Genomic DNA, 16,027 nt, shown 5'->3' on the forward strand with positions numbered 1-16,027 from the left:
CTGGGAAGTTTGCCGCATGGAAAATAGAGCGCGCTGAGCTGAAACAATCAGCCCGCTTCTTCGACCGTATCGGTCAGGTAATCGGACGCCGCTGCCTCGCGCCGCACCGGCCGCCACTGCAGCGCGACGATCACGACCAGCACAACGGCGCAGGCCAGCCAGATCGACCACAGCGTGTGGGTCAGGAAATGTGCGCCTCTTAATTGCTGCATCCAGCCGACCAGGCCGCCGAACAGCATCGCTGCCAGCGCCACCAGGCGCGCGCCCTGAGGCCGGCGCGGCAGCCAGTACACGCAGAGCGACACCAGCCACAGCGCACTGGATGCATGTCCGGCCGGCAGGCAATGTCCGGGATGGACGCCCAGCGGCAGGGCATCGAACAGACGCAGATAGGGCTCGGTACCGCCATAGCGCGCCAGGTCCCAAGGGCAGTGAGCGACGCTTGCCTGCTTGAGCATACTGATCACAAGCGGAACCAGCATAGCGGACAGGCCCACGACGCGCAGCCGCAAGCGGTCCACTGGCGCGCGCCCGGCGCCGGGACGCCAGGCATCCCAGACAGCGGCGGCAATGAAATACGCCGCTCCCAGCGTCAGCAGGGTTTTCAGGATTACATGGCTAAAGGTCTCGGTCAGCCACGCATGGCGCCAGGTAAATGCCTTGAGACCGGCGTTGTACATGCGGTCCGCAAGCATCAGGTCGATATCGGTAGAAAGCCCGATCCAGAGGATGATGAGGGCAGTGGCGAGCAGGCCGGCGCAGACCAACAAGGCCTGGCGTGCACTGACCAGTTTTGATGTGGTGGTCGGCATCACGAACCCCGGGTACAAGCGCGGAACAGGTCGAGTTTCGGGTTCAGCACCGCCGTGTTCACGTCGAGCATGCCGAGCACCGAGTGGAATACGTTATCGTGCGACATCGGCTGGTCGCGGCGCGCCGCCAGGCAGGTGCGGTCGATGTGGAAGCGCGAACTGAACCCGTCGGACATCCACAGCATCATCGGCACGTGGGTCTGCTCGCTCGGCGCGAACATGTAGGGCGCGCCGTGCAGGTACATGTTGTTCTCGCCCAGCGATTCGCCGTGGTCGGAAAAATACAGCATCGCCGTATCGATGCCTTCGTTCGAGGCGGTCTGGCGCAGCAGGTCGATCGTCTTGCTCAGGAAATAATCGGTGTACAAGATGGTGTTGTCGTAGGCGGCCTCGATCGATTCGCGCGAACACTTTTCGAATTCGTTGGTATTGCAGACCGGGCCGAAGCGCCCGAATCCGGCCGGGTAACGGCGGGCATAGGCGGGGCCGTGGCTGCCCTTCTGGTGCAGCACGACCACCAGGTTGCCCGTGCTCTTGCGGATCAGGTCGGGCAGGCCTGCCAGCAGGCGTTCGTCATAGCATTCGTCGCCTGCGCAGAAAGGATCGCCCGGCTTGGCTTGCGACAGGTCTTCGAAACCGACCCGGGCGCAGACGCCCTTGCAACCCGAGTTGTTGTCGCGCCAGAGCACCTGGAAGCCGGCATGGGCCAGGACGTCGAGCAAGCCCTCCTGGCTGGCGGCCTTGGTTTCCGAATAATGTTCGCGGCCGAGGGCGGAAAACACGCAGGGAACCGAGACGGCGGTTGCGGTGCCGCAGGACGACACTTGCGAGAAGTTGATCAGGCCAGCCTGGCGCGCCAGCAGCGGATTGGTGTTGCGTTGGTAGCCGTTGAGCGAAAAATTCTTGGCGCGCGCCGTTTCGCCGACCACCAGGATCGTTACCGTGCGGCGTGTTTGTCCGACCCAGGTCTGCCCTTTCATGGCATCGCGGCCGAGCGGCGCGATGACGACCGGGGTGCTCCACCTGCCGCGCAAGTAACCATGCACGGCCTGGATGGTATTGGTAGGGGTCAGCAGGAAGCGCAGCTCGCGGTGTTCACGCACAGTCGGCGCCAGGCTTTTGAAGAGCAAGAACAGCAGCAGCACGGCGACCAGCAGCGAACCGCCGGCAATGCCCAAACGCTTGAGCAGGCCCTTTACTCCTTGCGGAAAGCCGACATTCGCGCGCGCGATCAGGAACGAAGGGAGCAAACCGAGCAGGCCGACGGTCAGGACCATTTTCCAGCTGAAGAGTTCGAGCGCCTCCCGGGTATCGGTTTCGAACACATTCTGGATCATTGCCTTGTCGATGACGATGCCATAGGCGGCAATGAAATAGCTGGCACTGGCGGCGATCAGGACGAGGGCGATCAGGACCGGTTTGGCAATGAAGCGAAAGCTGGCCAGGGTCAGGAAGGCGTTAAAGAACAACACGATGATGACGAAGGAACCGAGCAGCAGCGGCAGGTTGTTCAGCGTCAGGCCGCCCGTCGCGCGGGTCAGGGTCGACCAGAACGTGAGATTGCCGGCGGACGCCAGCAGCAAGGCCACGGCCAGGGTCAGAAGGGGCGCGCTGATGCGCCGGGCGAAGAATTTGTCCAAGGTCATCCGTCAAAGCATCGCGGCCAGGCTTGGCCACGTATCCATCGAGAATAGCGAAGGACGCGTCAGGCTGCGGTCAGCTGGACGTTAAGAGTGCGTGAAATCGCCGGCGAAATCGATGGTGAAGCGGCTGCCGCCGCCGGGACGGTCTTCGTAGCCGAGCCTGGCGCCGAGGTATTCGCAGATCCGCAGCACGAGCGACAGGCCGAGCCCGGTGCCGGCCGAGCCGCGCGAGGGAATGCCGGCGGCGGAGGCGCCGGTACGGGCCAGGGTATCACGCACGGCGGCGGGCAGTCCGGGGCCGGTGTCCTCGACCACGACGCGCCCCGGGGCCAGGGCGACCGTGACGGCGCCCTGCTCCGTGTACTGGCAGGCGTTGCGCACCAGGTTGCCGATGGCGGCGGCGCACAGTTCGGCCGGGGCCTGGATCGCGAAGACGGGGCCGTCGTAGTAATCGAGCTCGACGGGCTTATCCGCCACCAGGGGCCGGTACCGTTCCACTTCGCGTGCGGCGATCGCCTCGACGGGTACCGGCGGCATCCGGCCGAGCTCGGGCGAGCGCGCCAGCAACAGCAGGACCGTGACGCATTCGGCCGCCTCGTGGGCGGCGCGGTAGATCCGTTCGGCCGGAGCGCGCATCGCCTCGTTCGCGGCATTCGCCATCAGGATCTCGGCCGCGCCCATGATCACGGTCAGCGGACTGCGCAGCTCGTGGCTGACGTCGCCCGTGAAGAAGCGCTCGCGGTCGAGGAAGGCGCGCAGTTCGGTGGTGTGGGCTTCGAGTGCGCGCGCCAGGATGCCGAGTTCGTCCTTGCGCTCGAGCCCGGGGAGCGGCGAGCCGCCGCGGGCGACGGCCTCAGCCAGTTCGCTGATCGGGTTGACGACCCGGCGCGCGACGAAGCGGCCCAGGAAGCCCGCCAGGATCAGGAAACCGAGGAAGAAGACGGCGAACATCGAATACACGACGAGTTCGACTTTTTCGTAATCGCTTTCATGGTCGACGACGACATACGGACCGGCCGCATCGGCGCCGGAAAGCACGTGCAGACCGACGCCGTCGACGTCGACGTCGGACACGCCCTGCGGCAGGCCGCGCAGCGACAGGGGAATCGCTTCGCCGCGTTGAAACCGCAATCCCGACGGCAGGTCGACCGCCAGCCCGGCCGCCTGGCGCGGCAGCGCCCATTTCGCCACCTCGGCCAGGCGGTTGTCGACCAGGTGCATCTCCACGCCTTCAACCGCTACCGTGGCAATCAGGGAAAAGAACAGCGACAGCACGATGCCGAAGGAGACAAAGGCGACGACGATGCGCCGGCGCAGGGAATCAGCGGGGCGCATCGGGAAGCGCCAGGCGGTAGCCGACGCCGGGGACGGTGAGTAGCATGGGATAGCTAAAAGGTTTGTCGACCGCCTGGCGCAGCGCGTGGATATGGGTGCGCAGCGCGTCGCTGTCGGGACGGTCTTCGCCCCACACCGCCTGCTCGAGGGCCTCGCGCGGGACAATGCGCGGTGCCGCTTTCAATAAAGCGTGCAGCAGGATGTAACCGGTGCGGGTGAGGGTGAACGCCTGGCCGGCACGGCTGGCCTGCTGGGTATCGGGATCGAACACCAGTTCGCCGAAGCGCAGTTTGCTGCTGCCCGCGTTGCGCCCTTCCGAACGCCGCACCAGCGCCTTCAGGCGCACGTCGAGCTCGACCAGGGAAAACGGCTTGACCAGGTAATCGTCGGCGCCGCTGTCGAAGCCGGCGACCTTGTCCGAAAGGCTGTCACGCGCAGTCAGCATCAGGACTGGCGTGGCGATCGACAGCTCGCCGCGCAGCTTTTCGCACAGTTCAAGTCCATTCAAGCCGGGCAGGCCGATATCGAGCACGATGACGTCGTATTCGTTTTCCGAGGCGAGTGCGAGCGCCGCATAACCATTACGGGCCGAGTCGAGGACATGGCCTTTCGCCTCGAGGAAACCGTACAGGTTGGCCAGGATGTCGGGATGGTCTTCGACGATGAGAATGCGCATGGGGCTATTGTAAGACGAGCTGTCCATTGCCGTGGGGCGGTGCCGAAAATCTGCCCGAATTGCGCGATTTTGCGGGCGAAAAAAAACCCGCTCAGATTACTGAGCGGGTTTTTTCTTTATAACTAGCCTGACGATAACCTACTTTCACACTGGTTGCAGCACTATCATCGGCGCAAAGTCGTTTCACGGTCCTGTTCGGGATGGGAAGGGGTGGGACCGACTTGCTATGGTCATCAGGCATGACTTGTACGAGGCGCAGTTCTCATGAACTGCGACTCAGAATCTGGAGGAAGTAAAGTTTGGTAGTGTGTATCAACAAACAGCACACTGTATTCAATTGAACTATACCTGCTAAGGTTATAGGGACAAGCCGTACGGGCAATTAGTACTGGTTAGCTTAATGCATTACTGCACTTCCACACCCAGCCTATCAACGTCCTGGTCTCGAACGACCCTTCAAGGAGCTCAAGGCTCCGGGAAATCTCATCTCAAGGCAAGTTTCCCGCTTAGATGCTTTCAGCGGTTATCTCTTCCGAACTTAGCTACCCGGCAATGCCACTGGCGTGACAACCGGTACACCAGAGGTTCGTCCACTCCGGTCCTCTCGTACTAGGAGCAGCCCCCTTCAAATTTCCAACGCCCACGGCAGATAGGGACCAAACTGTCTCACGACGTTTTAAACCCAGCTCACGTACCACTTTAAATGGCGAACAGCCATACCCTTGGGACCGGCTACAGCCCCAGGATGTGATGAGCCGACATCGAGGTGCCAAACTCCCCCGTCGATATGAACTCTTGGGAGGAATCAGCCTGTTATCCCCAGAGTACCTTTTATCCGTTGAGCGATGGCCCTTCCATACAGAACCACCGGATCACTATGTCCTACTTTCGTACCTGCTCGACTTGTCGGTCTCGCAGTTAAGCACGCTTATGCCATTGCACTATTAGCACGATGTCCGACCGTACCTAGCGTACCTTCGAACTCCTCCGTTACACTTTAGGAGGAGACCGCCCCAGTCAAACTGCCTACCATGCACTGTCCCCGATCCGGATAACGGACCAAGGTTAGAACCTCAAACAAACCAGGGTGGTATTTCAAGGATGGCTCCACGAGAACTGGCGTCCCCGCTTCAAAGCCTCCCACCTATCCTACACAGATTGGTTCAAAGTCCAATGCAAAGCTACAGTAAAGGTTCATGGGGTCTTTCCGTCTAGCCGCGGGTAGATTGCATCATCACAAACATTTCAACTTCGCTGAGTCTCGGGAGGAGACAGTGTGGCCATCGTTACGCCATTCGTGCAGGTCGGAACTTACCCGACAAGGAATTTCGCTACCTTAGGACCGTTATAGTTACGGCCGCCGTTTACTGGGACTTCAATCAAGAGCTTGCACCCCATCATTTAATCTTCCAGCACCGGGCAGGCGTCACACCCTATACGTCCACTTTCGTGTTTGCAGAGTGCTGTGTTTTTATTAAACAGTCGCAGCCACCAGTTTATTGCAACCCTTTCACCCTTCCACAGTAAAGTGGTCAAGCTACCGGGGCGTACCTTTTCCCGAAGTTACGGTACCAATTTGCCGAGTTCCTTCTCCCGAGTTCTCTCAAGCGCCTTAGAATACTCATCTCGCCCACCTGTGTCGGTTTGCGGTACGGTCTCGTATGACTGAAGCTTAGAGGCTTTTCTTGGAACCACTTCCGATTGCTTCGCAGCATAAAGCCGCTCGTCCCACCCCCTTGAATTGCGCGCCCGGATTTGCCTAAGCGCCTTCTATGAGGCAGAAACTGACTATTCCAACAGTCAGACAACCTTCCGCGATCCGTCCCCCCATCGCATCATACGACGGTGCAGGAATATTAACCTGCTTCCCATCAGCTACGCATCTCTGCCTCGCCTTAGGGGCCGACTCACCCTGCTCCGATGAACGTTGAACAGGAAACCTTGGGCTTACGGCGTGGAGGCTTTTCACCCCCATTATCGCTACTCATGTCAGCATTCGCACTTCTGATACCTCCAGCATCCTTCACAAGACACCTTCGCAGGCTTACAGAACGCTCTCCTACCATATGCTTACGCATATCCGCAGCTTCGGTGACTGGCTTAGCCCCGTTACATCTTCCGCGCAGGACGACTCGATCAGTGAGCTATTACGCTTTCTTTAAATGGTGGCTGCTTCTAAGCCAACATCCTGACTGTTTTAGCCTTCCCACTTCGTTTTCCACTTAGCCAATCTTTGGGACCTTAGCTGGCGGTCTGGGTTGTTTCCCTCTTGACGCCGGACGTTAGCACCCGACGTCTGTCTCCCAAGCTCGCACTCATCGGTATTCGGAGTTTGCAATGGTTTGGTAAGTCGCAATGACCCCCTAGCCATAACAGTGCTCTACCCCCGATGGTGATACTTGAGGCACTACCTAAATAGTTTTCGGAGAGAACCAGCTATTTCCAAGTTTGTTTAGCCTTTCACCCCTACCCACAGCTCATCCCCTAATTTTTCAACATTAGTGGGTTCGGACCTCCAGGGCGTGTTACCGCACCTTCATCCTGGCCATGGGTAGATCACTTGGTTTCGGGTCTACACCCAGCGACTGTCGCCCTGTTCGGACTCGATTTCTCTACGGCTCCCCTATTCGGTTAACCTCGCCACTGAATGTAAGTCGCTGACCCATTATACAAAAGGTACGCCGTCACGGAACAAGTCCGCTCCGACTGTTTGTATGCACACGGTTTCAGGATCTATTTCACTCCCCTCCCGGGGTTCTTTTCGCCTTTCCCTCACGGTACTGGTTCACTATCGGTCGATTACGAGTATTTAGCCTTGGAGGATGGTCCCCCCATGTTCAGACAGGATTTCTCGTGTCCCGCCCTACTTGTCGTACGCTTAGTACCACCGGTCTGATTTCGTGTACGGGGCTATCACCCGCTATGGCGCCTATTTCCAGAAGCTTCCACTATCAGTCCGACTATCACGTACAGGCTCTTCCCATTTCGCTCGCCACTACTTTGGGAATCTCGGTTGATTTCTTTTCCTGCAGCTACTTAGATGTTTCAGTTCGCCGCGTTCGCTTTGCATGCCTATGTATTCAGCATGCAATGACCTTAAAGGCCGGGTTTCCCCATTCGGAAATCTGCGGATCAAAGTGTGTTTGCTCACTCCCCGCAGCTTATCGCAAGCTACTACGTCCTTCATCGCCTGTAATCGCCAAGGCATCCACCATGTGCACTTATTCGCTTGTCCCTATAACGTTAGCCCCTGCTTTTATACAGGGAGCGTTACAGTTCAAGGAGTACAGCTTGTTGCATGTTTGTTGATTCTTACTACTACCCTAAGTGTGCACTTTTACATGCACGCTTAAAAAAACTTTACTTCTTCCAGATTGTTAAAGAACAGAACAACAGTGATCTCGAAAAGATCAAACCTAAATCGCAACCAGAACCTGGCTGACTTACGTTTGAACTTTAATGGTGGAGGATGACGGGATCGAACCGACGACCCCCTGCTTGCAAAGCAGGTGCTCTCCCAGCTGAGCTAATCCCCCTTATTGGGTTGGCCAATAACCTGGTAGGGCTGGTTGGACTCGAACCAACGACCCCCGCGTTATCAACACGGTGCTCTAACCAGCTGAGCTACAGCCCCGAAACTGTGTTCTTTGTTCAACAGTCGATAAGTGTGAGCGTTTGGTGACTGGGTTCAAGACCCGGTGCTACTCTAGAAAGGAGGTGATCCAGCCGCACCTTCCGATACGGCTACCTTGTTACGACTTCACCCCAGTCACGAATCCTACCGTGGTAAGCGCCCTCCTTGCGGTTAAGCTACCTACTTCTGGTAAAACCCGCTCCCATGGTGTGACGGGCGGTGTGTACAAGACCCGGGAACGTATTCACCGCGACATGCTGATCCGCGATTACTAGCGATTCCAACTTCACGCAGTCGAGTTGCAGACTGCGATCCGGACTACGATACACTTTCTGGGATTAGCTCCCCCTCGCGGGTTGGCGGCCCTCTGTATGTACCATTGTATGACGTGTGAAGCCCTACCCATAAGGGCCATGAGGACTTGACGTCATCCCCACCTTCCTCCGGTTTGTCACCGGCAGTCTCATTAGAGTGCTCAACTGAATGTAGCAACTAATGACAAGGGTTGCGCTCGTTGCGGGACTTAACCCAACATCTCACGACACGAGCTGACGACAGCCATGCAGCACCTGTGTTCAGGTTCCCTTTCGGGCACGCTCAGATCTCTCCAAGCTTCCTGACATGTCAAGGGTAGGTAAGGTTTTTCGCGTTGCATCGAATTAATCCACATCATCCACCGCTTGTGCGGGTCCCCGTCAATTCCTTTGAGTTTTAATCTTGCGACCGTACTCCCCAGGCGGTCTACTTCACGCGTTAGCTGCGTTACCAAGTTAATTAAAACCCGACAACTAGTAGACATCGTTTAGGGCGTGGACTACCAGGGTATCTAATCCTGTTTGCTCCCCACGCTTTCGTGCATGAGCGTCAATCTTGACCCAGGGGGCTGCCTTCGCCATCGGTGTTCCTCCACATCTCTACGCATTTCACTGCTACACGTGGAATTCTACCCCCCTCTGCCAGATTCAAGCCTTGCAGTCTCCATCGCAATTCCCAGGTTGAGCCCGGGGCTTTCACGACAGACTTACAAAACCGCCTGCGCACGCTTTACGCCCAGTAATTCCGATTAACGCTTGCACCCTACGTATTACCGCGGCTGCTGGCACGTAGTTAGCCGGTGCTTATTCTTCAGGTACCGTCATTAGCAGAGGATATTAGCCCCTACCGTTTCTTCCCTGACAAAAGAGCTTTACAACCCGAAGGCCTTCTTCACTCACGCGGCATTGCTGGATCAGGCTTGCGCCCATTGTCCAAAATTCCCCACTGCTGCCTCCCGTAGGAGTCTGGACCGTGTCTCAGTTCCAGTGTGGCTGGTCGTCCTCTCAGACCAGCTACTGATCGTGGCCTTGGTGAGCCTTTACCTCACCAACTAGCTAATCAGATATCGGCCGCTCCAGGAGCATGAGGTCTTGCGATCCCCCACTTTCATCCTTAGATCGTATGCGGTATTAGCGTAACTTTCGCTACGTTATCCCCCACTCTTGGGTACGTTCCGATATATTACTCACCCGTTCGCCACTCGCCACCAGGGTTGCCCCCGTGCTGCCGTTCGACTTGCATGTGTAAAGCATGCCGCCAGCGTTCAATCTGAGCCAGGATCAAACTCTTCAGTTCAATCTCTGTTTGTTGGCATTTCTGCCACCGCTATTGCTAGCGGGTCGCTCACTCAAAATACTGACCGTCATCTCATTGCTGAGACAACGTATTTCTTTTTTGTGAACATTTGATAATTTAAGTAATCAGCTGAACTAGTCAGCCGGCACCTTCATCAAACGCCCACACTTATCGACTGTTAATTGTTAAAGAACTTGGCTCCCGCCGAGGGCGGTACTGCCTTGCTGTGTTCTGCGAATCGTTTTGTTCGTCAGCAGCAGAGGAAGAAGATTATGAAGCAATTTCTGTTTCTCGTCGACTTCTTTTTTGCTACACCGCAGAGTCTGCGGCTTCCTGCTGTCAAGACAACTACTTGATTTCGTTGTCGTTTTCAGCAGGAGGCGAATTATAGCGAATCCTGTCGGTGGGCTGCAAGCCCTTTTTGTGCGCTGCCGCGACAAGGCCCCACTTGCACCGTCAGAAGAAAATAATGCCGCCGAGCGCGACGCCGTTCATCTTGTCGCGCGGACCTGCGAACGCCTTCGAGCGGGTCTGCCCCCCTTCCGCCACCAGGGTGATTGCACTGTTGAGGGCGTAGTAGGCGCCCAAGGTGACGTTGGCATTCGACTTCAGCCCGCCGGTGCCGGCGGTATCGTCGCTATTCTTGCTGTGGCCATAACTCAGGCCAAGCTTGAGCTGGTCCGAGACCTTGTAGGTGCCTTGCACCAGTAGGTGCCTGCTGCGCACCCGCCCCTGGTCGGCATCGGACAGGATGCCCAGCCCTCTGCCGCTCTGGACATTCAGCAGTACCCCCGCCGGTCCGGACTGGTACAACACGCCCGCCTCGATCGCATGCATCGTCAGGTCCGGCGTGCCCGCCGCCCGCGAGTCGAAGCGCTGCGCCTTGGCGCCGAGCCAGGCCTTGATATCGCCCTGCGTGAAGGTCAGCTGCGCCTGGAACTGCGGCGTGGAACCGGCCGTGTAGGCGGAAGGGGCGACCACGGGCGTGTCGTCCACCGGGCTCATCAGGCCAAGGTCGACGCTCAGCCCCGAGGCCGATTTCGGCGTCGTATAGGCAATCTGCCCATAATGGTTGAGATAGGCATAGCCGGCGCCGATGTGGCCCAGCGCGACACGCCCGCGCTGGGTCGCCTGCACGGGGGCACCGACGCCCATCAGGGTCATGTCGTTGAGGATCGCATTCGCGCCGAAGATGCCATAGTCGCGCCCCAGCTTGACCGTGCCAAGGGCTGCATTCCCAAAACTGAAGAAGGCCTGGCGCACGTCGACCCCGCTGTTCTGCGCGATCGCGCTGTCGGTGGCCGTGTGGGCGTAGATGCCGATCAGCGCCTTGACGTCGTACCCGCCCAGCTGCGACGCGGCGGAGGTGACCAGTCCGCTCGGCAGCAGGCCGTTGCCGATCGTCGTGCGGCTGTCGCGGCCGCCGCAGCCGAGTGCCTCGCCGCCCAGCGCCAGGCCGCCCACCTGGGCACCGGAGCAATCGACGAAGGTGTAATAGGCGTTGACGTTGCCGCCCACCGATACCGTCCAGTCTCCCGCCTTGATGTCGACCGCCAGCGCCGGCTGCATGCATGCGGCCAGCGCACCCAGTACTGTTGTTGCATGAAATTTCGAGACCCGCCTGTTCATCGCCGTCTCCTCGGTTATGTGGTGTGCATGAAGGGATGCACCCGACAGCGATGGCAAATCTCGTGCCCAGCAGTTCACGGGGTGAAAACGACGGTGTAGTCCCTCCTTCTGCTCAAAAACTGATCAGTAAATGGTCCGGCAGCGTGTCAGCTGTGCTGTTTGCTGAGCGGCGAACTCGGCATTATGGAAGAGCGTGGCTGGCCACGCAGCAGCGCGTATTCCTCGTCCGTGAACAGGCGCGAGCGGGTGAGGAAACGGCGGCCGGTGCCGTTATCGAGCGAGAACATGCCGCCGTTGCCGGCGACGACATCGATGATCAGCTGGGTGTGCTCCCAGTAGCCGAACTGCTCCATCCCCATATAAAAGGGGGTGTCGCCCAGCTGGCCAAGGCAGACGTCGGTGTCGCTCAGGTTGAACTCCCCCACCGGGTAGCACATCGGCGCGCTGCCGTCGCAGCAGCCGCCGGACTGGAAGAACATCAGCGGACCATGGCGCCGCCGCAGCTCGTCGAGGAACTCCAGCGCGGCGGGCGTTGCGGTCACGCGCTCGGGCGAAGTCGTCATGCATCACCTCCTGGTCCGTACAAGATGGACCCGCGGCGCAGGCAGCGCCGCGGGATTGCCTGCTCAGAAGAAGCCGAGCGCCTTCGGGCTGTAGCTCACCAGGAGGTTCTTGGTCTGCTGGTAGTGGTCGAGCATCATCTTGTGGTTCTCGCGGCCGATGCCCGACTGCTTATAGCCGCCGAAGGCCGCATGCGCCGGGTACAGGTGGTAGCAGTTGGTCCAGACGCGGCCGGCCTGGATCGCACGGCCCATGCGGAAGGCGCGCGAAGCGTCGCGCGTCCACAACCCGGCCCCCAGGCCGTACAGGGTGTCGTTGGCGATCCGCAGCGCATCGGCCTCATCCTTGAAGGTCGTGACCGAGACCACCGGCCCGAAGATCTCTTCCTGGAAGATGCGCATCTTGTTGTCGCCCTTGAACACGGTCGGGCGCACATAGTAGCCCTCGGCCAGCTCGCCGCCCTGCACGTTGCGCTCGCCGCCGGCCAGCACCTCGGCGCCTTCCTGACGGCCGATGTCGAGATAGGACAGGATTTTTTCCAGTTGCTCCTGCGAAGCCTGGGCACCGATCATGGTCGACGAATCGAGCGGATTGCCCTGCTTGATCGCCGCCACCCGCGCCAGCGCGCGCTCGATGAAGCGCTCATAAATCGATTCCTGGACCAGCACGCGCGAGGGGCAGGTGCACACCTCTCCCTGGTTCAGCGCGAACATGGCAAAACCTTCCAGGCACTTGTCGAAGAATTCGTCGTCCTGGTCCATCACGTCGGCAAAGAAAATGTTCGGCGATTTGCCGCCCAGTTCCAGCGTGACCGGAATCAGGTTCTGCGCCGCATAGCCCATGATCAGGCGGCCGGTGCCGGTCTCGCCCGTAAACGCGATCTTCGCGATGCGCTTGCTGGAGGCCAGCGGCTTGCCCGCTTCCAGGCCGAACCCATTGACGACGTTGATCACGCCCGGCGGCAGCAAATCGCCGATCAGTTCCATCAGCACCATGATCGAGGCCGGAGTCTGTTCGGCCGGTTTCAGGACGACACAGTTGCCGGCGGCGAGGGCCGGTGCCAGCTTCCACACCGCCATCAGGATCGGGAAGTTCCAGGGAATGATCTGGCCGACCACGCCCAGCGGTTCATGGAAGTGATAGGCATAGGTTTCGTGGTCGATCTGGGCGATCGAGCCCTCCTGGGCGCGGATGGCGCCGGCAAAATAACGGAAGTGGTCGATGGCGAGCGGAATGTCGGCCGCCATCGTTTCGCGGATCGGCTTGCCATTGTCGATGGTCTCGGCGGTGGCGATCATCGTTAAATTCTGCTCGATGCGGTCGGCGATTTTATTCAGGATGTTGGCGCGCTCGGCCGGAGAGGTCTTGCCCCAGGCCTCTTTCGCCTCGTGGGCGGCGTCGAGGGCCAGCTCGATGTCCTCGGCAGTCGAACGGGCGATCTCGCAGAAAGGCTGGCCGGTGATCGGCGTGACGTTCGGGAAGTACTCCCCCTTGACTGGCGCCACGTACTTGCCGCCGATGTAGTTGTCGTAGCGCTGCTTGAACGGGTTGGCAACGCCGAGCTTGCTGATGTCCGCGAGATTCATGTCATCCTCTTGAATTGGTGGTTGTAGTGACCGTTGAGTGGCCGTTGGCGGCAACGGATGTGTCGAAGCACGCCCCGACTGCCGCAAGCGCCGTGCCAGGCCTTCCTGCCCCGCAAGGCCGAGTTGGACCTGCCCGTTTCCGGTACACCTGTTCCAAACCGGGGACAGCACAACGGAACAGGCGAGCACGGCGAGCACGCGCCTCTCGTGTGAGGCGCACGCACAGGCCGGCCGCGATCGCGCGAACCAATGCACCGCCGGCGGTGTCGATCATGCTCGCAAGGGCCGTGCCATGCATGCGTGGGCGCGTTTTCGGCGTGGCAGGTATATTGCTTATCAAATTGGCACCACCCTGCCCGAGCAGGGAGCAATCACAACCTGGAGAGACAATGACGCAACATGCATTTCGCTTGAACGCGATCGCCGCCCTCTGCGCCTGCTGGCCGCTGGCACTGTTCGCGGCCGATCAGCCGCAGCCGCCGCAGACGCCGGAGCAGGCCGCGCAGAGCCCGATGAACATCGTCGTCGTGACCGGCAGCCGCGACGAGCACACCAGCTTTGACCTGCCAGCCGCCATCGACGTGATCGACGCCTCGCAGATCCGCGACACCCAGCCGCGCGTGAATGCCTCCGAGGTGCTGTCCGCGGTGCCGGGCCTGGTCGCGCGCGACCGCCAGAACTACGCGCAGGATTTGCAGATCTCCTCGCGCGGCTTCGGCGCCCGTTCCGCCTTCGGCGTGCGCGGCGTGCGCCTGATCGCCGACGGCATCCCGGCCACCATGCCCGATGGCCAGGGCCAGGCCGCCACCTTCAACCTCGACATGGCCGAACGCATCGAAGTGTTGCGCGGCCCCTTCTCGGCCCTGTACGGCAACCACTCCGGCGGCGTCGTGCAGCTGTTTACGCGCGATCCGAAAGGAGCGCCCAGTATCGAAACCAGCGTCACCGGCGGCAGCGACGGCATGCGCAAGCTCGACGTGAATGCCCAGGGCAAAACGGGCGCCGTCGGCTACCTGCTCGACGTTTCCCGTTTCGACACCGACGGTTTTCGCGACCACGGCGCAGCGCGGCGCGACCAGGCCTATGCCAAGCTGACCGCAGCTACCTCGGAGACGTCCCGCCTCGTGCTGACCGCCAGCGGCCTGCGCCAGGACGACACGCAGGACCCGCTCGGCGTCACCTGGGCGACTTACCTGCGCGATCCGCGCGCCGGCGAGATCGACACCACCGATACCCAGTTGCCGCAGCGCACCCTGGCCGAGCGCTACAACACCCGGAAAAGCATCGATCACAAGCAGGCCGGGCTGACCTGGGAGAGCCGCTTCGGCGCCAACCGGCTGCAAATGACGGCCTACGGCGGCAACCGGCGCGTGGTGCAGTACCAGGCGTTCTCGCGCGGCTTCCAGGCGCCGCCGACCCACTCGGGCGGCGTGGTCGACTTCGACCGCGATTTCTACGGCGTCGACCTCAACTGGCGCGACGTGCGCGAACTCGCCGGCGGCACCCTGCGCACCACCGTCGGCATCGACGCCAGCCGTTCGACCGACTCGCGCCAGGGCTTCGAGAACTTCGTCGGCAACGAATTCGGCGTCCGCGGACGCCTGCGCCGCGACGAAGAGGACAAGGTGTCGAATCTCGACCCTTACCTGCAGATGGAATGGGAGCGCGACAAGTGGGTCGTCACGGGCGGCCTGCGCCGCAGCCGCGTGACCTTCGAGGTCGCCGACCGTTATCTGTCGAACGGCAATGACAGCGGAGAAGTGCGCTACAGCCACACGACGCCGCTGGTCGGCGTGCTCTACAAAGTCTCACCGACCCTGAACGTGTATGCCAGCGCCGCGCGCGGCTTCGAGACCCCGACCCTGAACGAGCTGTTCTATTCGGGCACGGGCACCGGTTTCAATTTCAATGTGCAGCCGGCCACCAGCACCCACCTCGAGGCGGGCGTCAAAACCCTGCTCGGCAAGGACATCCGGCTGAATGCGGCGCTGTTCCAGGTCAAAACCCAGGACGAGCTGGTAGTCGACGCCTCCAGCGGCGGGCGCACCAGTTATCGTAACGCCAGCGCCACGCTGCGCCAGGGCGGCGAGTTGTCGCTCGACGCCGACCTGGGCGCCGGCTGGAATGCGAAGCTGGCCGTGTCGGCGCTGCGCGCGATCTACGACGAAGCATTTGGAAACGTGCCCCAGGGCAGCCGCCTGCCGGGCGTGCCCCGCACCAGCGTTTTCGGCGAGCTGGGCTGGAAGGAAGCAAGCGGCCGCTGGGGCGCGGCGCTGGAGACGATCGCCAACGGCCGCGTGTATGCGGAAGACACGAATACCGCCCAGCCGGCGCCCGGCTATGCCATCTTCAATGCGCGGGCCCAGGCCAGCCAGCAGCTGGGCGGCTGGCGTTTCAAAGAGTTCGTGCGCCTGAACAACCTGTTCGACCGCCAGTATGTGGGCTCGGTGATCGTCGGCGACGCGAACCGGCGCTTTTATGAAGGCGCGCAGGGCAGGAACTGGGTGCTGGGGGTGAGTGGACAGTATCAGTTTTAACTG

General features: G+C 60.4%; 8 protein-coding genes, 2 tRNA genes and 3 rRNA genes. 1 reads left to right on the forward strand and 12 read right to left on the reverse strand.

All coding sequences use genetic code 11. The annotated features are described in order from the left end of the window. Positions 1 to 47: 47 nt before the first annotated feature. From LPB04_RS04450 to adh, 12 genes are all read right to left on the reverse strand, one after another. Positions 48 to 812: a phosphatase PAP2 family protein gene (locus tag LPB04_RS04450; protein WP_193687557.1), complete on the reverse strand. Its 765-nt coding sequence runs from the start codon at positions 810 to 812 to the stop codon at positions 48 to 50. Further along, complete coding sequence (locus LPB04_RS04455; RefSeq protein ID WP_227496610.1) at positions 812 to 2,452, reverse strand: phosphoethanolamine transferase; 1,641 nt, start codon at positions 2,450 to 2,452, stop codon at positions 812 to 814. Before LPB04_RS04455 ends, LPB04_RS04450 begins: the two co-directional genes overlap by 1 nt. A gap of 87 nt (positions 2,453 to 2,539) precedes the next feature. Continuing rightward, positions 2,540 to 3,790, reverse strand: a complete 1,251-nt coding sequence (locus tag LPB04_RS04460) for a sensor histidine kinase (protein WP_193687559.1) — start codon at positions 3,788 to 3,790, stop codon at positions 2,540 to 2,542. Beyond that, entirely contained in the window at positions 3,777 to 4,466 is a 690-nt protein-coding gene (locus LPB04_RS04465) for a response regulator transcription factor (protein ID WP_193687560.1), read from the reverse strand. Before LPB04_RS04465 ends, LPB04_RS04460 begins: the two co-directional genes overlap by 14 nt. Before the next feature lie 125 nt (positions 4,467 to 4,591). Beyond that, a 5S ribosomal RNA gene (rrf, locus tag LPB04_RS04470) occupies positions 4,592 to 4,704 on the reverse strand. 123 nt (positions 4,705 to 4,827) lie between these two features. Then, positions 4,828 to 7,701 (reverse strand): 23S ribosomal RNA (locus LPB04_RS04475). A 225-nt stretch (positions 7,702 to 7,926) separates the two neighbouring features. Continuing rightward, positions 7,927 to 8,002, reverse strand: a tRNA-Ala gene (locus LPB04_RS04480). 21 nt (positions 8,003 to 8,023) lie between these two features. Beyond that, a tRNA-Ile gene (locus tag LPB04_RS04485) sits at positions 8,024 to 8,100 on the reverse strand. Positions 8,101 to 8,176: 76 nt separating this feature from the next. Then, positions 8,177 to 9,711, reverse strand: a 16S ribosomal RNA gene (locus LPB04_RS04490). The 16S, 23S and 5S rRNA genes sit together here with 2 tRNA genes alongside, the layout of an rRNA operon. Positions 9,712 to 10,167: 456 nt before the next feature. Next, on the reverse strand, positions 10,168 to 11,340 hold the full coding sequence (locus LPB04_RS04495) for a porin (protein ID WP_227496611.1): 1,173 nt from the start codon (positions 11,338 to 11,340) through the stop codon (positions 10,168 to 10,170). Positions 11,341 to 11,486: 146 nt separating this feature from the next. Next, positions 11,487 to 11,903, reverse strand: coding sequence for a DUF779 domain-containing protein (locus tag LPB04_RS04500; protein ID WP_193687561.1), 417 nt, complete (start codon positions 11,901 to 11,903; stop codon positions 11,487 to 11,489). A gap of 63 nt (positions 11,904 to 11,966) precedes the next feature. Further along, complete coding sequence (gene adh / locus LPB04_RS04505) at positions 11,967 to 13,487, reverse strand: aldehyde dehydrogenase (RefSeq protein WP_193687562.1); 1,521 nt, start codon at positions 13,485 to 13,487, stop codon at positions 11,967 to 11,969. A gap of 389 nt (positions 13,488 to 13,876) precedes the next feature. Between adh and LPB04_RS04510 the strand changes: the two genes are divergently transcribed. Then, entirely contained in the window at positions 13,877 to 16,024 is a 2,148-nt protein-coding gene (locus tag LPB04_RS04510) for a TonB-dependent receptor family protein (RefSeq protein WP_193687563.1), read from the forward strand. Positions 16,025 to 16,027: the final 3 nt, after the last annotated feature.

Origin of the sequence: Massilia litorea (assembly GCF_015101885.1) — a bacterium.
GTDB classification, from domain to species: Bacteria; Pseudomonadota; Gammaproteobacteria; order Burkholderiales; family Burkholderiaceae_D; genus Telluria; species Telluria litorea.